This window comes from Selenomonas sp. AE3005, from assembly GCF_000686945.1.
Taxonomy (GTDB): Bacteria; Bacillota; Negativicutes; order Selenomonadales; family Selenomonadaceae; genus Selenomonas_A.
The window spans coordinates 142411-167026 of record NZ_JMME01000006.1 but is presented as its reverse complement, the minus strand read 5'-3'; the positions used below and the strand labels follow the sequence as shown (position 1 = coordinate 167026).

General features: G+C 51.7%; 22 protein-coding genes. 5 read left to right on the top strand and 17 right to left on the bottom strand.

Features of this window, described 5'->3' with window-relative positions; genetic code table 11:
* Position 1: 1 nt before the first annotated feature.
* The gene (locus tag DL94_RS0105985) at positions 2–1423 is read right to left on the bottom strand and encodes a carbon starvation CstA family protein (protein WP_028129382.1); all 1422 of its coding nucleotides are present in this window, start codon (positions 1421–1423) and stop codon (positions 2–4) included.
* A gap of 193 nt (positions 1424–1616) precedes the next feature.
* Entirely contained in the window at positions 1617–1988 is a 372-nt protein-coding gene (locus DL94_RS14350; protein ID WP_156031698.1) for a hypothetical protein, read from the bottom strand.
* Positions 1989–2166: 178 nt separating this feature from the next.
* Here DL94_RS14350 and DL94_RS0105975 point away from each other — a divergent pair, with 178 nt between their 5' ends.
* The gene (locus DL94_RS0105975) at positions 2167–2958 is read left to right on the top strand and encodes a sulfite exporter TauE/SafE family protein (protein ID WP_028129381.1); all 792 of its coding nucleotides are present in this window, start codon (positions 2167–2169) and stop codon (positions 2956–2958) included.
* Positions 2959–3045: 87 nt separating this feature from the next.
* Here the strand turns inward: DL94_RS0105975 and DL94_RS0105970 are convergent, their stop codons facing one another.
* The 4 genes from DL94_RS0105970 to DL94_RS0105955 all read right to left on the bottom strand — a co-directional run bounded on the left by DL94_RS0105970 (position 3046) and on the right by DL94_RS0105955 (position 6661).
* Entirely contained in the window at positions 3046–3873 is an 828-nt protein-coding gene (locus tag DL94_RS0105970) for a methyltransferase domain-containing protein (RefSeq protein ID WP_028129380.1), read from the bottom strand.
* Complete coding sequence (locus tag DL94_RS14345) at positions 3870–5315, bottom strand: O-linked N-acetylglucosamine transferase, SPINDLY family protein (protein ID WP_051586337.1); 1446 nt, start codon at positions 5313–5315, stop codon at positions 3870–3872. The genes DL94_RS0105970 and DL94_RS14345 overlap by 4 nt, the downstream gene beginning before the upstream one ends.
* A 32-nt stretch (positions 5316–5347) precedes the next feature.
* Positions 5348–6268, bottom strand: coding sequence for a metallophosphoesterase (locus DL94_RS14340; RefSeq protein ID WP_231464576.1), 921 nt, complete (start codon positions 6266–6268; stop codon positions 5348–5350).
* 153 nt (positions 6269–6421) lie between these two features.
* Positions 6422–6661 carry a hypothetical protein gene (locus DL94_RS0105955; protein WP_028129379.1) on the bottom strand — a complete coding sequence of 80 codons (240 nt, stop codon included), beginning with the start codon at positions 6659–6661 and terminating at the stop codon, positions 6422–6424.
* Positions 6662–6863: 202 nt separating this feature from the next.
* Here DL94_RS0105955 and DL94_RS0105950 point away from each other — a divergent pair, with 202 nt between their 5' ends.
* The 3 genes from DL94_RS0105950 to DL94_RS0105940 are packed head-to-tail and all read left to right on the top strand — an operon-like array spanning position 6864 to position 10394.
* Positions 6864–7370, top strand: coding sequence for an NADH-quinone oxidoreductase subunit NuoE family protein (locus DL94_RS0105950; RefSeq protein WP_028129378.1), 507 nt, complete (start codon positions 6864–6866; stop codon positions 7368–7370).
* 13 nt (positions 7371–7383) lie between these two features.
* Entirely contained in the window at positions 7384–8634 is a 1251-nt protein-coding gene (locus tag DL94_RS0105945) for a complex I 51 kDa subunit family protein (protein ID WP_028129377.1), read from the top strand.
* The gene (locus tag DL94_RS0105940; protein ID WP_028129376.1) at positions 8631–10394 is read left to right on the top strand and encodes an NADH-dependent [FeFe] hydrogenase, group A6; all 1764 of its coding nucleotides are present in this window, start codon (positions 8631–8633) and stop codon (positions 10392–10394) included. The genes DL94_RS0105945 and DL94_RS0105940 overlap by 4 nt, the downstream gene beginning before the upstream one ends.
* Positions 10395–10707: 313 nt before the next feature.
* On the opposite strand, the gene DL94_RS0105935 is transcribed toward DL94_RS0105940, so the two are convergent.
* The 8 genes from DL94_RS0105935 to DL94_RS0105900 all read right to left on the bottom strand — a co-directional run bounded on the left by DL94_RS0105935 (position 10708) and on the right by DL94_RS0105900 (position 21777).
* On the bottom strand, positions 10708–11283 hold the full coding sequence (locus DL94_RS0105935; RefSeq protein ID WP_028129375.1) for a hypothetical protein: 576 nt from the start codon (positions 11281–11283) through the stop codon (positions 10708–10710).
* Positions 11284–11287: 4 nt separating this feature from the next.
* Positions 11288–12166: an NAD(P)/FAD-dependent oxidoreductase gene (locus tag DL94_RS0105930; protein ID WP_028129374.1), complete on the bottom strand. Its 879-nt coding sequence runs from the start codon at positions 12164–12166 to the stop codon at positions 11288–11290.
* A gap of 72 nt (positions 12167–12238) precedes the next feature.
* Positions 12239–12661, bottom strand: a complete 423-nt coding sequence (locus DL94_RS0105925; RefSeq protein ID WP_028129373.1) for a PaaI family thioesterase — start codon at positions 12659–12661, stop codon at positions 12239–12241.
* A 107-nt stretch (positions 12662–12768) separates the two neighbouring features.
* The gene (locus DL94_RS0105920; protein ID WP_028129372.1) at positions 12769–14229 is read right to left on the bottom strand and encodes a glucose-6-phosphate isomerase; all 1461 of its coding nucleotides are present in this window, start codon (positions 14227–14229) and stop codon (positions 12769–12771) included.
* A 193-nt stretch (positions 14230–14422) separates the two neighbouring features.
* Positions 14423–16069 carry a ShlB/FhaC/HecB family hemolysin secretion/activation protein gene (locus DL94_RS0105915; RefSeq protein ID WP_051586335.1) on the bottom strand — a complete coding sequence of 549 codons (1647 nt, stop codon included), beginning with the start codon at positions 16067–16069 and terminating at the stop codon, positions 14423–14425.
* A 3-nt stretch (positions 16070–16072) separates the two neighbouring features.
* On the bottom strand, positions 16073–18634 hold the full coding sequence (locus tag DL94_RS0105910; protein ID WP_028129370.1) for a two-partner secretion domain-containing protein: 2562 nt from the start codon (positions 18632–18634) through the stop codon (positions 16073–16075).
* A gap of 127 nt (positions 18635–18761) precedes the next feature.
* Entirely contained in the window at positions 18762–20021 is a 1260-nt protein-coding gene (locus tag DL94_RS0105905; protein ID WP_028129369.1) for a glycosyltransferase family 8 protein, read from the bottom strand.
* A 73-nt stretch (positions 20022–20094) separates the two neighbouring features.
* On the bottom strand, positions 20095–21777 hold the full coding sequence (locus DL94_RS0105900) for a phospho-sugar mutase (RefSeq protein ID WP_028129368.1): 1683 nt from the start codon (positions 21775–21777) through the stop codon (positions 20095–20097).
* 187 nt (positions 21778–21964) lie between these two features.
* Between DL94_RS0105900 and DL94_RS0105895 the strand changes: the two genes are divergently transcribed.
* Complete coding sequence (locus DL94_RS0105895) at positions 21965–22171, top strand: hypothetical protein (RefSeq protein WP_028129367.1); 207 nt, start codon at positions 21965–21967, stop codon at positions 22169–22171.
* A gap of 136 nt (positions 22172–22307) precedes the next feature.
* Here the strand turns inward: DL94_RS0105895 and DL94_RS16525 are convergent, their stop codons facing one another.
* From DL94_RS16525 to DL94_RS0105880, 3 genes are all read right to left on the bottom strand, one after another.
* Positions 22308–22379: a type I toxin-antitoxin system Fst family toxin gene (locus DL94_RS16525; RefSeq protein ID WP_255326879.1), complete on the bottom strand. Its 72-nt coding sequence runs from the start codon at positions 22377–22379 to the stop codon at positions 22308–22310.
* Between the two features lie 123 nt (positions 22380–22502).
* The gene (locus DL94_RS0105885; RefSeq protein ID WP_028129366.1) at positions 22503–23840 is read right to left on the bottom strand and encodes an MATE family efflux transporter; all 1338 of its coding nucleotides are present in this window, start codon (positions 23838–23840) and stop codon (positions 22503–22505) included.
* Positions 23837–24592: a YdcF family protein gene (locus DL94_RS0105880; RefSeq protein ID WP_028129365.1), complete on the bottom strand. Its 756-nt coding sequence runs from the start codon at positions 24590–24592 to the stop codon at positions 23837–23839. Before DL94_RS0105880 ends, DL94_RS0105885 begins: the two co-directional genes overlap by 4 nt.
* Positions 24593–24616: the final 24 nt, after the last annotated feature.

Sequence of the window (24616 nt, the reverse complement as noted above, 5' to 3'; positions counted from 1 at the left end):
CTTACGCCTTGCTGCCAAAAGTAGCCTTATAGTACAGGCCTACGCACAGCACAGCAAAAGCAATGCCGACAGGATAGGAAATAGCCGTGGAGAGCTGCAGCCCTTCCGGTGCCTGCAGAATATACGTGCAGGAAACGGCCGACATAAACGTCGCCGGAACAAAGGGAATCTTCCAGGCTCCGGACGTTTTCTTCGTACGATAGAGGTAAACTGCACCCGTCCAAAGGACAATCATCGCCAGCGTCTGATTCGTCCAGGAGAAATAACGCCAAATAATGTTGAAATCCATCTGCGACAGAATGCCGCCTACAGCCAGCAGGGGCACAGCAAACATCAGGCGCTTGGCAGCCTGGTCCTGATTGACACCAAACCAGTCAGCCAGCGTCAAACGGGCAGAACGGAAAGCCGTATCACCGGACGTAATCGGGCAGGCAATAACGCCCAGCATAGCCAGTACAGCACCAACGCCCGTGCCCATAAAGCCTACGCAGATATCGTATACAACCGTACCGGCACCACCGGCTTTCATAGCCGCAGCCAGTCCGCCCGTACCATCATAGAAAGTCACACCAGCAGCCGCCCAAATAAGTGCAATAATGCCTTCAGAAACCATAGCGCCGTAGAATACCGGACGGCCCAGGCGCTCATCTTTCAAGCAGCGGGCCATAATCGGAGACTGCGTGGAATGGAAACCGGAGATTGCACCGCAGGCCACCGTAATGAACATCAACGGCCAGATAGGCATTTTTTCCGGCCCGGCCGGATGGAGATTCTGCAGCGTCAGTTCCGGCATGGTGTGGCCGCCCACGCCAAAGAGCATACCGCCCATGATACCCAAAGCCATGACGATAAGGCAGATACCGAAAATCGGATAGAAACGGGCAATGAGTTTATCAATCGGCAAAAGCGTTGCCAGGAAATAGTAACCCAAAACACAGGGCAGTACCACTGTTACCGCCACACCGGTAAGTTTTGCCAGCAAGCCGGCCGGCCCGGTCATGAATACCGTACCAACTAATACCAGCAGTACAACCGAGAACACACGCATAATCATCAGCATGGTACCACCCATGTGATGACCAACTACCTCCGAGATACTCTTGCCATCCTCGCGCAAGGAAATCATACCCGACAGATAGTCATGGACAGCCCCGGCAAAAATAGTACCAAAGACAATCCAGAGATAAACGCTCGGCCCCCAAATCGCACCACCCAAAGCGCCAAAAATAGGACCTAAGCCAGCGATATTTAATAATTGAATCAAAAATACCTTCCATGTCGGCAGGGGAATATAGTCCACGCCGTCATTATGCACGAGTGCCGGTGTCTTGGCATCAGTGGGGCCAAACACATTGTCTACGATTTTACCATAGATAAAATAACCGCCAATCAAAGCACACAAAGCAACCAAAAATGTTACCATTTGTTTTCACCTCATCATTGTAACGCCGTTATGCCAGTTTTGCCGCAGGCCAAACTGCCTCTTGGCGTTTTTCCCCAGGGACCAGCTCCACGTCACACGGGACGGGAGATATATGTCCCCCTGCTGCAGAGCCGGGGGACATATCCTTCCGAGATATCACATCTAAGTTCCTGTTTATTGCCCGATGCCGGAATCAGGTACTCTCAATACTTACCGTGCCTCCCGGTCTGATGGTAATGGTAAAAATGCGGTACAAATCCAGATTATACCAGTAATCTTCTTTGCTGTCCTCATAGATGACTTTTATATCCCAGTATTGCACATTGTCACGTGGAGAAAACTTCAAAAAAAGTGACTGGCCAGGATATAACACATCCGTCGGCCCCAATTCGTCCTGATAAATCCAGTCGGACGAATGCGACGGACTCAGATAAATCTGCGTAATCGCACGGCCTGTGCCATTTACCAGATTAAAATCCTGACTCCCGGCCATCGCGGTTCCAGCCGCAGCTACCATCATCAGTACAGCCAGCCAGAACACTTTCAACACATGTAACCTTCGCATAAAAACTCCTCCTTTTCTGCGTGAACGTTTACATTTTTCTGTAAATACTACGCATAATAGCAACATTTGCCAATTTGGTAGCATGTTGTTATTTATGCTATAATGTGTATTCGTAATTAGGACAAAAAAATCCTGCCCAATGTCAAACTTTTCTTAAATAATCTTCAGGAGGCACTTTATGGAAATCCTTTTATTTTTCTTGTTAGGTTTAGGTGTCGGCACCTTCGGCACCTTGGTAGGTATCGGCGGCGGCCTTATCTGCGTGCCGATTTTTATTCTGTTCTTATCGCAGGGTACAGCCCATCCCTTCTTCCAGACAGCTGCCCAGATAACCGGCACCTCTTTGGTCATCGTCATGGCCAACGCGCTGTCGGGCACCCTTGCCTATATCCGTCAAAAACGCGTCTATTTCCAGGCGGCCATTCCCTTTGCTCTCGCCACCCTGCCCGGCGCTTTTTTCGGCTCTTACATCGTGGACAAGTTCAATCAGCCCATGCTGAATTTTTACTTCGGTATCTTCCTGCTGTTCATGGCCTCGCTGATGTACATCAACAGCCGCCGCAAGCCGCCGGTCGATGTCGACCAGCTCCCCGCTGGCTTTACCTATAACAACTGGGTGGGTATCATCTCCAGTTTCGGCGTAGGCTTTCTTTCCAGTATCTTCGGTATCGGTGGCGGCGTTATCCATGTGCCCCTGATGATTTACCTCTTAGGTTTCCCGGTGCACATGGCCACCGCCACCTCCCATTTCGTGCTGGCTGCCTCCTCCGCCTTTGGCGTGGTTTCCCACTTCCTGCTCGACCACATCATCTGGCTGCCGGCCATCTGCATTTCCCTGGGAGCCGCCATCGGCGCCCAGATTGGCGCAAAAATCTCCAAGAAAACAAAAAGCAAGGTCATTCTGGCCCTCCTTTCCCTGGCCATGTTCGCCTTAGGCTGCCGCCTGATACTCATGGGCAGCGTCCAGTAAACGGACAGCCAAACCAACGAAAATATCCCCGTATACCCAAATGCGGCTGACAAGTCATTTTTTTGACCTGTCAGCCGCATTTTTCGTTTATAAAAAAAATCCACCTGCCTGCAGCCGTGCCTGTACCTGTTCCCGGTGAAAACATGATTCCGCAATAAAGTCCTGCAGATATTCCGGAAAAATCCCCTCACGTGCACATAATTCCTGCAGTTTCTCCAGATTGGCCTCCAGCTGCACATCATATTCGATACGGTGCAGGATTCTGGCCAGTTCCTTGCGTATTGCCGGGCTGTACAAGCCTTTGAGATTTGCCACCGCCGCTGTGCTGACAGCCGCCCGGAACAGATAGCGGCTGACAGCCAGTTCGTGATTGATATTCACATAGCCCTGCGACTCCCACGCCTCTGCCGTGCTTTCCTCATCGTCCTTATCCCCCGGCACGAAATCAATTTCCTTAAATAAGGTATCATCTAGCAGCCGCACCATTTCGCTCTTGGCGTAGAGATGTTTTTCCCGCACAGGAAACTCCCCGGCCTGCAGGGCCGCGAGTACACCGGTATAGCGCACATTGAAAAAATCCCCGTACAACACACCGGTATCCGTCAGCTTGCGGCTGATATCCAGCAGCAGGTCATAGGGTTCATAGGCCCTGGTCAGCAGATTTTCCGCCAGCACGGCATCAAAACTCCCCTCGGCAAAGGGCAGTTTTTCCCGGCGGTAGTCCAGAAAATACCAGCTGATATTCAGCCCGGCAAACTCCGGCAGGTCCGCCGCCTCCTCGATTTCCGTCACCACAGTAAGGCTGGCCTGCGGATACAGGGCCGCAATTTTTTCGATATAAGTCAGACTTTCCAGCAGCAGCCAGCGCATTGGTGCCGGCCCGCCGCTCCAAAAACACGTCAGGTCCTGTTTCATAGGGCAAAATCTCCCTTGCGCGCCCACAAGTCAATGCAGGCACGCCAAAAGGCCTGCACGTATGCTGACTTGTCACAGAGGGGCGAATTTTTCACTTCTGTCTGCAGATTTTCCTGCGTAGCCGCCAAAAATGACCGGTCAGCGGCCAGCTGCAGAACAGTTTTCACATAATCACGGGGGCTGTCTGCAATCCATTCCCCATAACCTGCCGCTGTCAGCAGGCTGGCGCCAAACCGCGCGCTATGATGACGGCCGCGCAGTGTGACCACCGGCACGCCCATATAGAGGGCCGTCGCAGTCATGGCCCCGCCATTATAAGGGAAGGTATCCAGCATGATGTCAATTTCCTGATAGCCGGCCAGATAATTATCCGTTCCCAGGCGCACTTCCGTCCGTTCCATGGGCAGGCCGGCCTTTTCCAGGCGTTTCTCCACCGCCTGCCGCCGTTCCGGCAGCCGCGTGGTATCCTGCACAATAAGCCGCGTCCCCGGCAGAAATTCCATAATCTCACGCCAGCAGCTCAGCACCTCGTTGTTGAGTTTCATAAAATTTTGGAAAGCCCCTAAGGTCAGCACGCCCTTGCCCGTTATTGGCTGCCGCCGGTATTTTTCCATAGCCGGGCTCGGCGTAAAGCAAAAAGCCTGCGGCAGCTTTATCAATTCCTCACTAAAGCAGCGTTCTGCTCCGGCTGTGTCGAGAATATTATCCGTCAGCAGACCGTCCATCACGGTAAGGCCGGTCGTATCAAAGTAACCGATAGCGGACAGCTGCACCGGTGCCGGTTTTTTCGCCAGCACCATCAAAGTCAGTCCGCCCCCCGTATGTCCGGAAAGGTCGACCAAAATATCTATTTCGTCCCAGCGGATAGCCTCGGCCATTTCCACCAGATTTTTTCCGGCCAGGCAGCGATACACGAGGCCGCTGCCCTGCAAACGGTGGGTGAAGGTGTCCTCCTCGTCCTCCAGGGCATAGAGGTAAGTGCTGGCATAGCGCACGTCCAGGCCCGTCACCAACACCTCATAAAACCGCGCCGCAGCACTGTCACAGAAGTTCGTGGCGATAAAGCCGATACGCAGGCGGCTATGGGCTGTCACCTGTCTTACCGGCAGGAGTTCTTCTTCCCGGTAAAACTCCTGATAAAACTTATGCTGCTGCCATAAATCATCAGCGCTGAGCCCTGGCAGATAATGCAGGGCAAACAGATAGCTGGAAAAATGTTCCCTTTGGCTGCGCAGATATTTGTCACACTTCGCCGCATTGCTGTAAGCCGCCGCAGCCCCCTCTGCGTCTGCCAAATCATGGAACACTGCCCCATAAAGTTCATGGAGGCGCCATTCTTCGTCCTGGGGCACACTGCCCCGTAAGGCGTCTAACTTCTCCCGGGCCAGCCCGGTCCTGCCATGCTGTAAGCAGTCTATAATCTCCTGCCATTGCGCGTCCATGCCGTCACCTCATTTCTCCTTGGATTTTGCCTTTAATTCACCAGCCGGAAGTAGGCAATCTCCGGTGGACAGCCCACGCGCACCGGCAGCCAGCTGCCATTGCCGCAGTGAACATAGCCCAGCTTATCGCCTATCTTTACCCAACCACGAATATATTTATAGGCTGGAATAACGGGGAACCCCAATATCCCTAACTGACCGCCATGCGTATGCCCCGTTAAGGTCAGGGGTATGCCCAATGCCGCACCATCATCAATAAACTCCGGGTGATGTGCCAGTAAAATGGTATGACTAAGCTCGTCCTCCGGTATATCACGCACCGCCTTGCGAGTTAAAGCCGCTTTTTCTGCCATAAAACTTTCATCGTCCCGGGCAAAGGAATACTCCGCTCCGGCCAGCCACAAATTAGTTCCGGGAACTTTTTCTGCCCGCCCCACGAGTATATGTACCCGTGTTTTCTGCAACAAGGCCAACGTGCGTCCCCAGTTACGATAAGTCTCATGATTACCTATGCAAAAGTAAATCCCCTTGGGGAATAAGTCCACAGCCTCATCCAAAACCTGCACCGCGGCCGGATTCATCTGCAGATTATCAAACAAATCTCCCGTAACAGCCAAAATATTCGGTTTATCGGCTGCTACCAGCTGCAATAACTGACGCAGGTCGTCCACGGAAAAGAAACGCCCCAGATGTACGTCACTTATTTGCGCCACAGTCAGGCCAGCCAGCTCCGGAGCCTCTGGAAACTTAACATCGTAATAGCGCTTGACCTGCTGCCTGCGTTCGTAATAATAACCATAGCTGACTCCACCGACCATAGCTGCCGGATACAAAGCTGCCCCCTGCAAAAACCGGCGTTTATTTTTATCCACCGGAATCCGCCGGTAAATAAGACTGGTCACCACCGCCGGCACGACAATAAACAGTATGGCTAAAAAAAGTACCACCAACACCCAGAACAAAGAATCGCCTCCTATTTGACTTCATTTTATAAATTTCCGTAAAAACTAGTTAAATCCTGCAAAAAAAATAGAACCGGCAGCGCCGATTCTGACAGACAAATTGATAATAGCATAATGCATTATAAATAATTTATAAATCCCCTATTATGCCAAGCCACGAAGATGAGCGTTTTCCGCTTGCTGTTCTCTGTAATACCAACGGATGGATTTGCCAATGGCGCACCGAATTGCATCTAACTCTCCAGCCAGTGCCAGTTTGCGTAACTTTGCTACATCAAAGCCATTGACCGACAAGTAACTTGCAGAAAGGAAACCTCCCCGTTTTAAAATCTTGCGATAACTCGCACTGTCACGACGGTCCATTTCAATGTTCTTGATAGCCATATAAACAACCCCCCATAATCCCCTATGAAGTATATATTTACATGCTCCTCCTGCGGCGCTTATATTATAACACATTTATGTAAACTTGTATACATCTTTTGTAAATTTTTTCACAATTCTTGTAAGTATTGTTTTTTTTTCATATAATAAACTTAATGTACAATTTATCTTGTGAACAAATTATATTTTAGGAGGCTTTCTGATGCTAACAGCGCAAACCAAAGAGTATCCGCTGCCGGACGAGCTGCAGGCCAAAATTGACCTGGTGCTGGAATCCCATGACAACGACCCCACGCAGATTGTGGGCATTCTTCTGGACGTGCAGGATTTAAATGAACGCCACTATGTACCGGAACCAACAGCCTACTATCTGGCAGACAGGCTGTCCATACCCGTTACCAACGTATTTGACTGCCTGAATTTTTACAGCGAGTTATCCTCCAAGCCCCGGGCCAAATATCCCATTCAGGTATGCAGCTCGCCAGCCTGCCGGGTAAACCGCATCGATACCGAAAGGCTCCTCTCTACCCTGCAGGAACTTCTGGATATCAAGATGGGCGAGATAACCTACGATGGGCGATTCACGCTCGAACGCACCACCTGCTACGGTGCCTGTGACCGGGCCCCGGCCGTGCGTATCAACGGTCATGTCTACGACCATCTTGATACTACCGAAAAAATCGAAGCCCTGCTGCGCTCACTGCCTTAAAGGAGGGGAGTCCATGAGTACCACTGTAAAATTCCTGACCAAAAATTTTGGCCAGTACGATACCGCCTCCATTGGTTCATATATGAATATCGGCGGCTTTACCGCCCTGCGCCAGGCGGTGAACATGAATCCCGAAGATATCTGCACCCTGCTGAGCGAGGCAAAAATCCGCGGCCGCGGCGGTGCCGAGTATCCCTTAGGGCGCAAATGGAGCCAGGCTCGTGCCGTTCAGGGTGAAAACAAAATCGTTGTCTGCAATGCCGACGAAGGCGAAACCACCACCTTTAAGGACCGGGAACTCATCAAAAATGACCCGTTCAATCTCATCGAGGCCATGATTATTGCCGGCTTTGTCTGTGGGGCTACGGACGGCTATATTTATATGCGCGGCGAATATGCCTGCTATCGCCCTCTGCTGTTAAACGCCATCCGGCAGGCCAAAAACTATGGCTTTTTAGGGGAAAATATCTTAGGCAAGGGCTTTGATTTCAATATCCATCTCTACTCCGGCGGCGGTGCTTACGTCTGCGGTGAAGGCACGGCTCTTATCCGCTCCATCGAAGGCAAGGCCGGACGCCCACGAATGAAACCGCCCTTTATTAAAGTCAGCGGCCTGTTTGCCCGGCCGACCTGCCTCAACAATGTGGAAAGCCTCTCCCTCGTCCCTCACCTGCTGACGGACAAAGAGACTTATATGAACTGTGGCAGCGGCGAATCCATCGGCACCAAACTCATCAGTGTCGCCGGCAATGTCAATAACCCCGGCGTCTTTGAAATCCCCTTCGGCACCACCGTGCGCGAAATCATTTACGGACTGGCCGGCGGTGTGCAGCATGACCGCAAAATCCAGCTGATACAGTTCGGCGGCGCGTCGGGCAAAGTCGCTGACAGTTCAGTACTGGACACGCCTTACACCTACGATGACTTGCGCGCAGCCGGCGTCATGGTTGGTTCCGGTGGTCTGCTGGTCATCGACGAACGCACCAGCGTCCTCGACTTCCTGCGCATGAATCAGGAGTTTTTCTCCGAGGAAAGCTGCGGCCAATGTACGCCCTGCCGCGAAGGCAATCTGCACATCAAGATAATCCTTGATAAAATGGCCCACGGTGCAGCCACCAGTGAAGATATCAAAACCATGGGCACTATCGCCCGGGTTATGAGCATGTCCTCCTTGTGCGGTCTGGGCGAAACAGCCCAGAACACCCTGCAATCCGCGATGAAAACTTTTCCTGATGTCTTTGCCCTGGGAGGTACGAATTCATGAGTCAGCTTAACGAAAGCCAAACCTGTGAGATGGTTAATCTCACCATCAATAATATCCCCATACAAGTCCCCAAGGGCACCAAAATCATGCAGGCTGCACGCGAGCTGGGCATTGATATTCCCCATCTTTGCTATCATGAGGACCAGCGGATAAAAGCCCATTGCCGCCTGTGTTCGGTCGAAGTCACCGGCAAGAAACGCCTGCTGGCTGCCTGCTCCACCGAAGTATGGGAAGGCATGGACGTCCACACGGACACCCAGATTGTCCGTGACACGCAGGTGTCCATTCTCCAGCTCATGCTGGCCAATCATAAAAAAGACTGCCTGAGCTGCTCCCGTAATCAGAACTGTGACTTGCAGCGTCTGTGCAGCCGCTTTAATATTTTGGAATCACCTTTGCCCAGCGTAGTAAAGGAAGAGCCCCCCATTGTCACCAATCCAGCCATCGTCCGCGACCCGGCCAAATGTATCCGTTGCGGCCGCTGTATCCGGGCCTGCAAGGACGTACAGGGCATTGCCGCCCTCACCTATGCCGGACGCAGCAGTGACATTGTGGTAACCACCGCCTTCAACAAGCCCATGGAGGCTACTGACTGCATTCTCTGCGGCCAGTGCAGCCTCGTATGCCCCACTGGCGCCATCGTCGAAAAGGACGACACCCAAAAGGTTCTCGACGCCCTGCAGGATAACAGCAAACATGTCATTGTGCAGGTTGCCCCCTCCGTCCGCGTAGCCTTAGGTGACGCCTTTGGCTTGGAACCCGGTGCCATCGTCACCGGACAGATGGTCACCGCCTTAAAGCTCCTGGGTTTTGACAAAGTCTTTGACACCAACTTCGGCGCCGACCTGACCATTATGGAGGAAGGACACGAGTTTTTACACCGCCTCGAAAACGGCGGCACACTCCCGATGATGACCTCCTGCAGCCCGGGCTGGGTTAACTATATGGAAAAACACTTCCCCTCCTGCATAAATCACCTGTCCTCAGCCAAGTCCCCCATGAGCATGTTCGGAGCCATCGCCAAGACATACTATGCCGACAAGGCCGGCCTTAAACCGCAGGATATCGTCACCGTGTCCATCATGCCCTGCACCGCGAAAAAATACGAGGCCGCCCGTCCGGAAATGGGCCGTGACGGCTATCGCGACGTGGATATCGTCCTCACCACCCGTGAGCTTATCAAACTCATCAAATACGTTGGCCTGTCCATCGGCAGGCTCCCGGAAAATGACTTTGACAGTCCGCTGGGCCTGTCCACCGGTGCCGGTGCCATCTTCGGCGCAACCGGCGGCGTAATGGAGGCCGCCCTGCGCACCGTCTATGAAAAAGTCACGGGCAAGACCTTGGACAAATTAGAATTTATGGACGTCCGCGGCTTTGCCGGCATTAAGGAATGTACCGTAAAACTCCCCGGCCGTGACGTCCGCATTGCCGTGGCTCATACCCTCAAAAATGCCCGCCTTATCATGGAGCAGGTCAAGAAGGGCACCAGCCCCTATGATTTCATCGAAATCATGGCCTGCCCCGGCGGCTGTATTGGCGGCGGCGGTCAGCCCATCGGCACTACCAACACCATACGCCAAAAACGCATGGCCGCCCTCTACGAAATCGACCGTAACCTCCCCCTGCGCAAATCCCACGAAAACCCGGATATCCTCACCCTGTATAAAGACTTTCTTGGGGAACCACTCGGGGAAAAAGCCCACGAACTGCTGCACACCCACTACCATAAAGTTGATAAGCCCTATAGTTTCAACTAAAATCTTTCCACCAAAAAGGAGCCGCAAGCGGCTCCTTTTTCAGTTTCTTGTCGTGTGCTGGCTGACTACGTCCTAAGCAAGGCCTGTGCTGATGACTTTTCGGAGCGTTTGACGCTTTGCGTCTCAGCGAAGTAAAGTTATCAGCACAGGCCTTGCGCCTTATAACGCCGTTGTTCCAGTTTTGCCATAGGCAAAACTTCCTCTTGGCGTTTCAACGAGGTGGGAGATATGCTCGCCGCCTGTTTTGGTATTCGTGCCCCCACCTGCTGAGGTGGGGGACATTTTCTTGCCTCGTTATAACATCGCTGCCCCCTCACGCCAGCAGCGACATTATCTTTTTATCCAATATCTCCAAATTATTCGTCGAAATACTCAGCACCATCGTCCCCTTATCTACTTCCCCTTTAGCCTTTTGCGTACAAGCATGGGACACAGCATTCGTATTGATGACCAGAATATCCGTACCACTCAGTTTATCACGGTCAAAATTCTTACTGCTGCCGACGATTTTAAACAGTGGATGACGTTCTGCCACCTTGGCCTGCCAGGCCTCCGTACCGCCAATGACCGCTACCTTAAACGGCAGGTCAGTAAAGCAGTCCTGCGGTTCTTCCTCTGCCGCAGGTTCTTCCGCCACCGCTGACAAGTCAGTTTCAGCCTCTGCCTTGACTGTCAACGGTTCGTATTTTCTGAGGCGGTCCCTAAGTTCCGTAAGCTGCTCCTGCAGGCGGATACTTTCCACCACACTATCCTGATAGCGTGTTTTGTAATGTGTATTTTCCCGGCGCAGTTCCTCATTTTCCGCCTGCAAAGCCGTGCATAATCGTTCCAGTTCCTCTAAGCGTTTTAATACTCCCTTGCGCGGATTTTCCTGCTTAATATCTCTCACACCTTTATTTTTTCTTCCCTCGCAGATAGCGTACCGCCGCCAGTCCGGCCTCTGCCCCCTGGTAAACAGCCTTGGCTATCTGCAGCAGGCCGCCCGTACAGTCACCGGCGGCAAACAGTCCCGGCACATTGGTGGCCATGTGTTCATCAACTTTAATATTGCTGCCGGCAAGCTGTACGCCCAGCTTTTTAGCAATAGCCGTACTGCCGGCTGTCCCCAGGGCCACAAACACACCATCTAAAGGCAGGCTGCTGCCATCAGCAAATTCTACCTGGCTCAGCCTTTCCGCCCCCTGCAGGGCCGTTATTTTCCCTGCGTGTACCGTTATTTCCGGTGGCGGTGTCACGGCTGGCTGCTCACCATTGGTGAGCAGTACCACCTGGGCCGCATGCGGCAGCAAGGTCTGAGCCTCATGCAGCGCATACTCGCCGGCACCGATAACCCCCACGTTTTTGCCACGATAAAAAAAAGCATCACAGATGGCACAATAACTGACGCCCTTGCCGGTAAATTCCTGCAGTCCCGGCACCTGCAAAGTCTGACGGGCTGCACCTGTCGCCACGATAACACTGTCAGCCGTAATTGTCCCAGCTTTGGTCACTGCCTTAAAGCCGGTAAAATCATCATTATAGCCCAGGTCCAGCAGTTCTTCGTCCACAAACTCCACGCCGAGCCCCCTGGCCCCGGCTATGCCCTTGGCATACAGTTCAGCACCGCTTATTCCCTCGGCAAAGCCATAGTAATTTTCTATCTTCTCTGCCCGCAGCAAGCCGCTAAGTTCCACACCACCGCTGATAACTGTAACTTCCGCGCCGCCTCTTTTGGCATACAGGGCCGCCGATACGCCGGCCGGGCCTGCCCCAATAATCAGTACCTTTGCCATATTTTCACTCCTTTTACCTTTAGCTAAATATAACAAAGGACCGGCCATTTTTCCGTGAGCCGGTCACCATATTTACTCCACAAACTGCCCCAGCACATAGAAGTTGGCATGAGCCTTGGCAAAAATCTTGCCATGCTTGCTCTGCAGCTCGCACTCACAGGTCATTGTATGCCGGCCATCATGCAGCACTTTGGCCGTGGTTACCACGGTTTCCGTCAGCGGCACAGCATGCATGAAATCCGTGGTCAGGCTGATGGTTACAACTTTTTTGTTGCAGGCCAGGCAGGCGGCCCCCATGGCTGTGTCCGCCATAGTCATCAGCACACCGCCATGAGCAATGCCATACAGGTTGGTATGCACTTCATCAACAGGCAGTTCCAGCCGCACCTCTCCAGTCGCCAGGGGCTGCACCTTGATATGCAGATATTCCACAAAGGGATTATGATGGTAAAACCTGATTATCTGTTCCTGCAGCTCCGTAAGTTCCCCAGACATAAACGCGCCTCCACAAATCAAAATCTCTTTTTATTTTATACCACCTGCGCCCCTCTTGCAATAACAAAGGGCGCACAGCCTACGCCGTGCGCCCCTGCAAGTCATATTTATTTCTGGTTGGCAGCCTTAACTTCAGCCAGTTTCGGTCCCATAATGCGCTTATAGGATTCAACACCCGGCTGGTTGAAAGCGTCCACGTTGGAGAGCTCGCCTTCGTATGCTACGGACATAGCCAGCATGTAAAGGAGTTCGCCGAGGTGGTAAGCGTTGAGTTTCGGCAGCGTGAAACAAGCATTGTAACGCTTGTTGGAGGCCAGAGCATCAGCATTGGACTGACGGGCCACTTCCAGTGCCTGGCCCATGGTTACACCGGAGATATCGGAAAGTTTCTTAGCCTCCGGGAATACATCGGGGATAACCAGGTCATTTTCCCAGTCAGCCAGACGAATGAACTGAACAACCTTGTTCAGCTTGCCTTCCTGATGCTGCTGCGTCTGGGAATGCATATCCGTCGTGCCGACAGCCACGAGCGGCGTACGGCCGTAGCAAACTTCTTTGCCGTCCTTGTTGAACTGCTTGCCGAGGGATTCAGCGAGCAGCTGAATGTACCATTCGGAAACGGATTTCAGATAGTCACCATACGGCATCATAACTTCGATATCGCGGCCGTGCTTTTCCGCAGCAGCGAACTTCAAAGCGGCATTGAGCATAGCCGGGTTCTGCCAAATATCGTCGTTCTGGCAGGCCTCGTCCATAGCCTTGGCACCATCGAGGAAGGACTGAATATCAAAGCCAATGCAGGCAGCCAGCGTCAGGCCCACTTCACAGAAAATCGTGAAACGGCCGCCCACCCCATCGGGTACAGCAAACTGCGGCCAGCCTTTTTCGATGGCCAGTTTCTTGAGGAGCGTCTGCTTTTCCATGTTGGGGTCAGTTACAGCTACAACTTCCACATCAATATCAGCATATTTCTGCAGTGCGTCATAGATAACCATGAAGTTGCTCATGGTGTCAAGCGTGCCGCCGGACTTGGAGATAACGAGCAGCAGCACCTTGAGGTTGCGCTTTTCATGGGACTTGGTAACCTTGGCGCTATTTTCCAGGTAATGAATGATATCACCAGTGCGGCGCGGGTCAATGTTCTGGCCGCTGAATACAACCTTCGGGAAACCATCGCGTTCTTCCTTGGACAGCTCGTTCCAGAATTCGCCGCAGTGCACATCAAAGAGCACCTTGTTGCCGAGGTAGGAACCGCCGATACCCAGGGAAACTACAACGTCTACATTATTTTTTACATGAGCAGTGAGTTCGCCCAGCTTTTTCAGCGAGCTGGGGCTGTTGAGATTGCCTTCCTTTACATAGGGCAGCTGGGAGAACAGAACCTTTTCCGGCTCGCCGTCCTTGGACAGATGAGCACGGATAAAGCCCTTCTCACGCATAACCTTCATGGCCTCATGAGCCTTCTTTAAATCTTCTTCATAGCTTTTCAGGTCAGCCTCTGTAACCTTACCTTCGCCATAGAGGTTTTCATAATCAAACTCAAAACCGGATGCAAGTTTCAAACTCATTTTGTACACTCCTCTGATTCATTCCAAATTGCTATTGTTACATACACATTGATTATAACGCAGTTGTTCAAATTTTACCATAGGTAAAATTACCTATTGGCGTTTCGTCAGTATGACATAACGCAGTTGTTATGATTTTTCCACAGGAAAAATTACTTATTTGCGTTTCGCAATGATGTTGTCGTAAGAGTGCTTAGATTGTTTTACCGAGCAGGAACCACATCCGCTGTGGACTGCTGGCGCTATCATCATTGGCCAGGTAATCAGGCAAACCGATACGACGGGCATAATCCAGACGGGCAAACCAGTTGGAGGAATGCGTGTAAGTCACCCCTATGCCCCAGCCCTGCAGGGTTGCACTGCCACCAACGCCGTCCTTACGCATACGTACACGGCCTACATCATAATAAGCCCTGAGCATAAGACCTTTAACCGGGGTATGATAGCGCAATTCCATATTGGCGAGGCAGCCCTCATCCCCGGAACCTGTGCCTGTCGGATAAGCACGCACGCCATGAATACCGCCAACATACATCTGCTCACTACTATCCAGATTACGGCTGGCCAGTTGGCCTTGGAACTTAAACAAAAAATCACAGGTATGCCCTATACGCTGCAGGACTGCGGTATCCAAAACGCCCTTGGTATAACGCCCCAGCGAATTCCGCGCATTACCCTGGGTATAGGCAAAATCAGAATCTGCCCCCACTGTTCCCGTATAAGCAGTCAGACTGGCGTGCATACCGCCGCCCTGAGGGTTGCGCAATGTCCCCTCCAAACCGATATAACCGGCATAGCTATGTTTCTTGGCTGAAAGGTTCTGCAGTTCGTCCTTAATATCACGATAATCGAAACCATATTTAACAGCCAAAGAACTTCTCACCGTATGCCAAAGTGGCGTGACAGCATATAGGCTCGTCGTGTTAGCTATGCCACGCGCGTCAATAGCCGAAAAAACATCGCCCAACTCATAATCCATACGACTATAGCGAATGCCAACATTGGTGCCACTATGTCCCAGCTGCATATCCCAGCCAATATTGTAGTTATGCATATTACTGTTGGAAATAAGGCCGCCCACAGTCAAGCGTCCCCCTGTTTCCCCCAAATCCATGAATCCTGCCTGAAAACCATAACGATAACGTCCAGAGGCCTTGGAGCCGTAATTATCGCTATAAATAGTCGCAGTCTGTTTCCTGCCGGGACTCAGTTTTATAATAAGGTCGCTTGTGCCTTCGCTTGCGCCGGGGATAAGTTTACCTGCAGCATTAACACCATACATATTATTGACATTAACCAGCGCTGTCTCTAAAGGCTGTTCCTTTATGACCTCACCTGTTCTAAGGCCTGCTATCAAGCCCTTTGCCCGTTCCTGCGCATTTTTGCCGGCGCCATCTTCCACAATGACCTTGCCAAAGCGCCCCAAGGCAATACGTATTTCCAACACACCGTTCTTCGTCCGCTGTTCGGGAACGAAAGCATAGGCAGCCGGATAGCCATGACTGCGTCCATAAGCAGAAAGCTGCGACAACACCCTGTCCAAATCCTTAACAGTGATTTCATGGCCTACGGCCTGCGCGGTGATGGCATCCATATCCTTCTGCGGGAAACGGGTTTCCGGTTGGTCCACCCGTATACCACGCAGCGTAAAATGTAATTCCTTGGCCGGAGCAGCAGGCTGTGCCGCCTGATTGTCAATTTCCGGTGCCGGTTTTCCCATCTCCGCCCCAAGACTGTCCCCCGGACGGGGGACAGCCGGAGCTGCTTCCAGGCATGGTGCGGCCGGGCCACCGGCCACACAAGCTAAAACTGTAAATGCGATTGCTGTATTTTTATTCATGAATTATTTTGCCGCCTTTCCTGCTTCGTCCCCATCACTGAAATCCGAGATTTCATGGTGTTCTGTTTCCCGTTTACCGGAATCTGCTGATGAAATAACAAGCTCAGCGCCATCCATCGAGGCCCGGTCACCGAGGCTGACCTCATGCACCGCATTGGTTGCATCCAGGCTTGCACTGGAACCGCTGTCCTGCAGTATAGAATCGGACTTTATATCATCCTCACCTGAGCCTTCAATATGATATGCTGCCGTGATAACGCTCATATCAATCTGCTGTTCCGACGTTGGTTTCGTTGTTGGTTTCGTTGTTGGTTTCGTTGTTGGTTCCGTTGTTGGTTTCGTTGTTGGTTCCGTTGTCGGTTCCGGCGTCGAGGCCTTGATGGTCAGAGTTGGCGTGGAATTGTTGATGTTATACCCCCATAACTGTTCAGAGTAAAGGTCAGACTTATAAGTCCCTGCCTCCTTACCGGAGTTGACGATAGACCCCTTAAGCATGGCCGGCGTGCCGTAGACGTAGAAGGTATAATGCACATTGCCGTCATAGTCCACGGTCTTATTGGCCTGCGAAAAATCAAGACGGGAAAGGAAATTCGTGAGCAGGGGGGTAGTCTTGCCATCGTAGATGCGCCATGCTGCACTCGTACTCTGTCCTGTGGTATCCAGATTGCTGTCCCAGCCGGCGAACGTACTTGCCTGTTTTAGCTCGTCTGCGGTCTTGGCCGTGCCGTAAGTTGCATTTCCTGTGCCCTGCTGGAAGAATACATTACTAACGGTAACCTGCGCAGGATTTGCATTATCCAACACTTTCCCAATAATGGCTCCGCCCTGACCTGTGCCCTGCGTAACCGCCCCTGTCTGGTACACGCGCTCCAGCGTCAAAGCCTCCCCATTATTACTACTAACCAAACCAACAATACCACCAGCAGTGTAAGCATTACTGTCAACAGCCTTTACTGCGCCAGTGTTATATACATTCTGCACCTTCACTTCCCCGCTTATCTGCGCGGCTTCACCAATAATCCCCCCTGCACCATCTTGCGCGGTAACTGTGCCTGTATTGAAGGAGTTTTCTATTCGTCCTTTTGCCATACACCCCACCAAACCGCCTGCCGCCGTTCCTCCAGTGAGCTGTACCGTCTTACTGCTCTGTACCGTTCCTGTGTTGTAACTTGATTCTATGGTACCAGCCTCCAAGTGACCGACAATACCGCCAACTTCGAAACTGCCAGATATATTGCCTGCATTGTAGGCATGGGTTATGGTTAAATCAGTTGCATTTGCAATACCACCAACAACCTCAGTGCCAGATACATCACCCGTATTATAGGCATTGGTTATGCTGCCTTTAGGCATATAACCAACAATACCACCAACTAGCCTCATACCTGTTATCGTACCGGAGTTGCCGACATTTTTGAAACTGCTGGCGTCCGCATTACCAACCAAACCGCCAGTCATCAAAGAAGGATTATCTCCACTTCCGGTTACATTGGCCTGATTATATACACTGGAAATCGTCGCATCGCTGACGGTTCCAGCCAAAGCACCAACATTATTCTTCCCGGTCACCGTTCCAGTCAGGGTTAGGTTACGGACAACAGCGCCAGAAAGCTGGTCAAAAAGGCCGACATTCTCCTCTGTTGATTTATCAATAGCCAGTTTAATGCTATGCCCTGCTCCATTGAATTTACCGCTAAAATAATAAATTAAATAATCACTAGTACCAACAATTTCTTTTTTATCTTGATAGATAATGGATGCCTTGCCATCTTGGGGTGAAACGGTTGTCTCATCATTCCAGGTATTACTCAGCATATAATTCCCGGCAAGATTACCGGACTGGTCTGCGTTAATCCCTTTTAATTCATCGGCATTATTAACCAGTTTCATCCAGGTAACGTTAGGCGTACAGCTAAGGTTGCCCGGCTTTGCCGTGGGCGCCGTTCCGGCATAGCCCACATCCACTTCATTGGCCACAGCCGTATATTTGGCATCGCCGCCCACCTTGCCGCCAGCATAGTGCGTAAAGGTTACGCAGTCCCCCTCCAGCGTAATATTCATATTCGACAGGCTCGACTCCATGCGATTGACGATATCCCCCGTCTCCGGCACAGCCGCCGACAGTATTCCACTGCTGTCAAACTGCTTAAAATCGGCCTCGGTCAGCGTGCGGGTGGAGGCATACAGACTGCCTACGTTTATCTGCGCCCCCGGCCCGAACAAAATGCCGTTAGGGTTAATCAAAAATACATTGCCGCCACCAGTCATCGCACCGTAAATCTCCGAGCGTGCGCCCCCTGTGACGTAGTTCAGGTAATTATTTGTACCGCCAAAGGCGACCGTTTCCCCTGACGCAATCGAAAAACTATCCCAGGCGATGATGTTATTAGCCGCCTGACCATTGATATTCATAGTATTGCCGCTTTGACTAATAGCCGCCGTGGCACTAATACCGCCAGCCGGCATAGCCTGTGCGCCCGGCATAATGCTGAATGCCCCTGCCAGTAAAGCGGCCGATACGGCCAGCGTCAGCTGACGGCGGCCTCTTTTTGCCAAACACTTCATATCCGATCCTTCCTTTCAAGACCTTCCCCAATCGTACATCAGTGCGCTGCATATCCATCCTCGTAAAATGCCTCGCCCTACTACTATAATAATAAATCTTCAGACAAAACTCAATATACATTAAAGGTTAAATATTCCACATGACAGTCTGCTCACTAACACGCAAATCATCTATCTGCCCTTCGAGCAAACGTGTACCATCGGCAAAATCCTCATACTCCTTTTTGCCGGCATTTTCCAGCAAGTTTTTTATCTCCGCGTAGTTGGACCAAAAGAAAATATAGGCATGCGTTGCGGTATCATAAGGCAGGCGCAGCTGCCCACCGGGGGCCAGGGCCATATACGGCTCGTCCTCCCCAAGCGCAAAATCAGCGCGGAGCCTTTGCTCATCCATCGCCAAGCCCACAAAAACCCGCTGTTTTCGGCAGCATAAATTATAAATGCGCCGCACTTTGACCAGCCGTTCTTTTGCCTGCACCTGCATATTGTCCACCGCTACCCGATAGCCATGCCACAATACCGTGGGATTAAACCACGGGCTCATGCCCCAATAGGTCAAAAACATCCGGTAATGCGGCTCTGCCGGATTCAGGCCGTAATTCCTCCCCAAATAATGATATATGCCGGGCACGAGCTGCCCCCTGCCAAACTGCTGCGCCCATTCCAAGCGGATATTATAATGCCAGGACAAATGCGTGAACGTCTGCGCAAAAAACGCAATGAGGATATCGTTATCGTAGAACTCAAATTTTTCTGCGTGTGCCTTGAGGAACGCTACACCTTCCAGCAGCAGATTTGACTCCCTGCCGCGCAGACAGTCCAAATCCATAAGCAGTACACCGGCATTGAAGACTGTATCCACCGTGGCCTGGCATTCCGTGTAGAGAAACGACTGCGAGGGCGCCACCTCATCCTGCCGGCCAAAATGCTCCAGCACCGCTATATCCGGCACCGCGGCCAGGCCACTTTCGCCAATGTCTTCCTGCCAAAGCTCAGCAATATCCATATTGACAATGGTATCAGCATCCAAATAAATAGCGCGGTGTACATCGGGCAGCAGTTCCGGAATCGCCAAACGGTACATATTGGCCCCCGTGTAGCGCTCAGCATTAAGCGACTCGGCAAATATTGCGCCCGCCTGCGCCCACGTTTTAGGGATAGCCGTCTGCACATTGCACAGCCTGATTTCCTGCCCATAGCGTCGAGCAAGCTGTGCAAATTTTGCTCGATTCGCCTCCGTCATTTGCCCATCATAAAGCAGATGGACAATTACCGCAGAATTTGTATTGGCAAACAAAGAACAGATTGCGGCCCCCGTGAACTTGCTGTAGTTGCCGCTTTTGTCCACCATGGCATAACATACATGGATGGTATCTTTCTTATCCATAAAAATAATTCATCCTTTTTCCTTATGTAAAAAAGCCGAATCTCTGAAGATTCGGCTTCCATATAGTTAATTGTCAGGACAGGTACGGCTTTACTGCCACAGCCATGGCGTCCTTAGCGGCCTGTGCCTCGGCGAGGTCTTTGCCCTTCGTCGTGTAGTAAGCCTTGATTTTCGGTTCAGTGCCGGACGGGCGAATGATAACGGAAGAACCGTCTTCCAGTTCGTAGGTCAGCACATTGGCTTTCGGCAGGCCCGTTGCGGCAGTGTCGAGGTAATCGATAACCTTCGTAACCTTCTTGCCGGCCAGTTCCTTAATCGGGTCTTTGCGCAGATTTTCCATCATGCCCTTCATCTTGTCCATGCCGGACAGGCCGGGGAACTCGAAACTATCTACTTTGTTGAGATAACGGCCATACTGGCTGTAGATTTCTTCCAGACGCTGTTTGATGGAAGAACCCGTGCTGCGGTAATAAGCAGCCATTTCACAAATCAGCATGGAGGCCACGATAGCGTCCTTGTCGCGGACATAGGGGCCGGCAAGGTAGCCATAGCTTTCTTCAAAGCCAAAGATAAAGCGGTTTTCTTCGCCCTTTTTCTCCAGACCGAGAATCTGGTCGCCAATCCACTTAAAGCCCGTCAGCGTGTGGCGGAGTTCTACGCCGTAGTGTTTAGCCACAGCATCAGCCAGCGGCGTGGACACGATGGATTTTACAGCTACAGGGTCTTTAGGCATAGTGCCTTTTTCCTGACGGCCGGCACAAATGTAATCAAGGAGCAGCACGCCCATCTCGTTGCCGGAAACGAGTTCATAAGAACCGTCCGGGCACTTCATGGCGATACCGACACGGTCTGCGTCCGGGTCAGTGGCGAGCATGAGGTCAGCGCCCTCTTTCTTCGCCAGCTCCACGCCTTTTTCCATAGCCGCGAGGATTTCCGGATTCGGATAGGAGCAGGTGGTGAAATAGCCGTTGGGATATTCCTGTTCCGGCACAATCGTCACATTATCAATGCCGATATCGCGCAGAACACGGGTAACAGGCACAAGGCCGGTGCCGTTAAGTGGGCTGTAAACGAGTTTCAAGCCAGCCGTCTTGCAAAGGCCGGGACGTACCTGGCAGGCCTCGATATTTTTGTACAAGCCTTCCTTGCAGTCCTCACCGACAAATTTAATCAGGCCCTTTTCTACGCCTTCGGCAAACGGCATGTATTTGGCACCTGTGAGCACATCGGTTTTCTGAATGGCGTTGTAAACAACGTCAGCAGCGTCGTCCGTCATCTGACAGCCGTCCGGGCCGTAGGCTTTGTAGCCGTTGTACTTGGCCGGATTGTGGCTGGCCGTCACCATGATGCCGGCGTTGGCCTTATAGAAACGGGTGGCAAAAGAAAGAGCAGGTACCGGCATGGGCTCGTCGTAAATGCGCACGTTAATGCCATTGGCCGCCAGAACACCGGCAGCCTCCTTGGCAAAAGTCCAGCCTTTAAGACGGGTATCATAGCTGATAGCCACCGTCTGCGTGCCGCCTTCACCTTTTACCCAGTCAGCGACACCCTGCGTAGCCTGACGTACTACCCAGATATTCATGCGGTTGGTACCGGCGCCCAATGTTCCGCGCAGGCCAGCCGTACCAAACTGCAATGCAGCTGCAAACCGTTCTTTGATAGCGTCATCGTCACCTTCAATGTCCCGCAACTCTTTCCCCAGGTCGCAGTCAATCAGGTCAGCTCCCAACCAGCGTTTGTATTCATCTTGATACATAAAAAATCCACCCTTCTTTAGTTTGTGTCAACATATATATTATATATACAACAATCCTGGATAAAATCCTGCCTATAAATGTAAATCAATGCAAAAACTTTCTGTAATACTTTTTATCATCAGCCGTATGTATATACGTAACACCAACACACAAGGGTAATACCCCACACGAAGGGAGACATTCATCATGAGCAAAAAAGTTGAAATCACTGAATTGGAATTGGCACAAGTAGCCGGCGGCCGCCCCAGGATTCGTCTCCACGGCCCGCGCCGCAAACCATTTCAGACGATTACAGATATCATCGACGTAATAAAGACCATTGTAAATCCGCCGAAAAAGGACACGCCTGCCCCGACACCCACCACTCAGCCCCCTGAGAAAAAAATTGCCTAAGGTGTTTTTCCAATCGCCACAATAATAAAATTGCTTTTCTCGCAACAGAATGCTATAATGAAGATACGAGAAGAACAAGCGATATGCAAAGCCCCCCGGGATGGCGGTCCCGGGGGGCTTCTCTACTATTTTGCCTTTAGTGGTTCAACCAGTAATTAAAAAGCGTTACCAGAATTCCCACTGCCAGCGGAGCCAGTATCAACTCCACGATGCGCTTGAACAAGCGATATACACCTCCTTTCGCAAGGCGGCATTAGTATTTTATCATAATGTCAACAAACCAAAAAGGCCAGTGCACATTTTGACAACACTGGTCTTTTAATTTTCCCCATCAGCTGTATTTTTTTCGAAACGTCCTTCTCGTCCAGAAGAACGCGATAGCCAGGGGTATGCACGATCCGGCCCAGGCCATGGGGTTGGCTACGCAGGCGCCGAAGTAGCCCCAGATTTCACAGAGGAAAATCGCCGCTCCGGCACGCATTAAGAGTTCCATGACGCCGGCGATGGTGGGCACGACACTCTGCCCCAGGCCCTGCAGGGTATAGCGGAAGATAAAGAGCAGCGCCAGTATCCAGTAGTTCACGCCGTTGACAATCAGGTACATATGCCCCATTTCCACGACTTCCTGCTGGCCTTCACCAACGAACAATTCCATGATGAACGGGCCAGAGGTAATCAGAACCACTGCCGCGAGAATACTAAAGCCCACGGACATATAACTGCATTTTTTCACGCCCTCGGCAATGCGGTCATACTTTTGCGCGCCGTAGTTCTGCGCCGTATAGGCTGCCATGGCCAGACCGAAGGACATCATAGGCATGAGGGCGATGGAGTCCACCTTCTGCGCCGCCGCATAAGCTGCCACAGCTGTCGGGCCGAAGTTATTGAGGGCCACCTGCAGGATAACGGCACCGATGGCGATAATGGAGGACTGAAAGCCCATGGGCAGACCGAGTTTCAAGTGAGCTTTTAAAACTCCCCAGTTCAGCCGCCAATCCTCGCGATGCGTACGGAGTACCGGCACCTTTTTACAAATATAGTAATAGCAAATCGCATTGCCCAGAAACTGCGCGACAATGGTAGCCAAGGCCGCGCCGGGAATGCCCCAGCCCAAAACGAGAATCGCAATCGGCTCCAGGATAATGTTGATAACGAGCGCCGTCGCCAGTATCACCGTGGGCATACGGCTGTCACCGAGCGCACGCAGCAGGTTCGTCTGTGTCTGCAAGCAGACAAACATCACAATACCGCCGAACACGATACTGATGAAAGAGTACGCGCCTTCCAAAATTTCCGGCGGTGTCTGCATCCAGATTAAGAGCTGCCGGCACAAGGACACGCCCACGATGGTCAGCACTACGGCCTCCAAAAAGGATAATATCGCGCAGGCCGCTGCGCTTTGGCGTACTCCCTGGTAGTCTTTAGCCCCGTAGCGCTGTCCCGTGTAAATGGTTATACCCGTAGAAAAACCAATTACAAATCCCAGCATGAGAAACATGAGGCTGCCGGTACAACCCACAGCGGCCAGCGCCTCCACGCCGAGAAAACGGCCGACAATCAACGTGTCCACGAAAGCGTAAAGCTGCTGAAATATATTGCCGGCAATCAACGGCAGGGTAAAAAAGAGGATGAGCCGGGCCGGCTCACCATGTGTAAGATTCTTTGTCATTCAAGGTACCTCGTAACCAGTGTCCGCAGGACTTCCTGCAGCACCAGCACATTGTCATCCAAAGCCGCCACACTAGGTCTCAGCTTATTGTAGTGGAAATCATGGTGCAGGTTCACCCGATAGTCAGAGGGATATGCCGTAACTTCCATGCCGTTTTTGGCAAAGTTCAGTACAGAACGGCGCATATGAAAAGCTGACGTCACCAAAATCGGCTTGTTAAGACCGCGCTCGCGCATGATTTCCGTGGAAAATTTAGCATTTTGCGTAGTGTTAATACTTTTGCCCTCGACAATAATCTTGTCCTCCGGCACGCCCAGGTCCATCAATATACGCTTGGCGATAACCGCCTCCGGGCCGCTGTCACTATATACCTGGCCGCCGGAAAGAATAATGGGCACAGCGAGTTCCTTCTGCAGGCGTACTGCTGTCAGCAGCCGGTTAGCCGGTGAGGAACACAGCGTTCCCTGACCGCTGACATCCGGCGTATCAGGAAACGCGCCGCCCCCGAGCATGATGACAACATCACCCTGCGGATTTTCCGGCGGCGTATAGGCGCTTTCCAAAGCCCCCATCAGACGCTCCGACACCAGACTGGTACAAAAAAGGTAAAACACAAATACCAAGGCCGCCAGCATAGCTGCCAGCCTCTTTTCTCTTTTCTTATACAACCGCCAGGCTGCATACCACATCGCCAGGAAAAAAATCCCCGGCGGCAGCACCCAGGCAGCACCGAATTTTAATAAGTAGACCATTTTAATCTTTTTGTCCTCATGATA

Bases quoted from the DNA above. Each gene is read 5' to 3' on its own strand.
- DL94_RS14350 (WP_156031698.1), bottom strand. From the start codon at position 1,988: ATGCGAAGGTTACATGTGTTGAAAGTGTTCTGGCTGGCTGTACTGATG.
- DL94_RS0105910 (WP_028129370.1), bottom strand. From the start codon at position 18,634: ATGAAGTGTTTGGCAAAAAGAGGCCGCCGTCAGCTGACGCTGGCCGTA.
- DL94_RS0105920 (WP_028129372.1), bottom strand. From the start codon at position 14,229: ATGAGTTTGAAACTTGCATCCGGTTTTGAGTTTGATTATGAAAACCTC.
- DL94_RS0105940 (WP_028129376.1), top strand. From the start codon at position 8,631: ATGAGTCAGCTTAACGAAAGCCAAACCTGTGAGATGGTTAATCTCACC.
- DL94_RS0105895 (WP_028129367.1), top strand. From the start codon at position 21,965: ATGAGCAAAAAAGTTGAAATCACTGAATTGGAATTGGCACAAGTAGCC.
- DL94_RS0105885 (WP_028129366.1), bottom strand. From the start codon at position 23,840: ATGACAAAGAATCTTACACATGGTGAGCCGGCCCGGCTCATCCTCTTT.
- DL94_RS0105880 (WP_028129365.1), bottom strand. From the start codon at position 24,592: ATGGTCTACTTATTAAAATTCGGTGCTGCCTGGGTGCTGCCGCCGGGG.
- DL94_RS0105950 (WP_028129378.1), top strand. From the start codon at position 6,864: ATGCTAACAGCGCAAACCAAAGAGTATCCGCTGCCGGACGAGCTGCAG.
- DL94_RS0105900 (WP_028129368.1), bottom strand. From the start codon at position 21,777: ATGTATCAAGATGAATACAAACGCTGGTTGGGAGCTGACCTGATTGAC.
- DL94_RS0105970 (WP_028129380.1), bottom strand. From the start codon at position 3,873: ATGAAACAGGACCTGACGTGTTTTTGGAGCGGCGGGCCGGCACCAATG.
- DL94_RS0105985 (WP_028129382.1), bottom strand. From the start codon at position 1,423: ATGGTAACATTTTTGGTTGCTTTGTGTGCTTTGATTGGCGGTTATTTT.
- DL94_RS14345 (WP_051586337.1), bottom strand. From the start codon at position 5,315: ATGGACGCGCAATGGCAGGAGATTATAGACTGCTTACAGCATGGCAGG.
- DL94_RS0105930 (WP_028129374.1), bottom strand. From the start codon at position 12,166: ATGGCAAAGGTACTGATTATTGGGGCAGGCCCGGCCGGCGTATCGGCG.
- DL94_RS0105925 (WP_028129373.1), bottom strand. From the start codon at position 12,661: ATGTCTGGGGAACTTACGGAGCTGCAGGAACAGATAATCAGGTTTTAC.
- DL94_RS0105915 (WP_051586335.1), bottom strand. From the start codon at position 16,069: ATGAATAAAAATACAGCAATCGCATTTACAGTTTTAGCTTGTGTGGCC.
- DL94_RS0105905 (WP_028129369.1), bottom strand. From the start codon at position 20,021: ATGGATAAGAAAGATACCATCCATGTATGTTATGCCATGGTGGACAAA.
- DL94_RS0105975 (WP_028129381.1), top strand. From the start codon at position 2,167: ATGGAAATCCTTTTATTTTTCTTGTTAGGTTTAGGTGTCGGCACCTTC.
- DL94_RS0105955 (WP_028129379.1), bottom strand. From the start codon at position 6,661: ATGGCTATCAAGAACATTGAAATGGACCGTCGTGACAGTGCGAGTTAT.
- DL94_RS0105945 (WP_028129377.1), top strand. From the start codon at position 7,384: ATGAGTACCACTGTAAAATTCCTGACCAAAAATTTTGGCCAGTACGAT.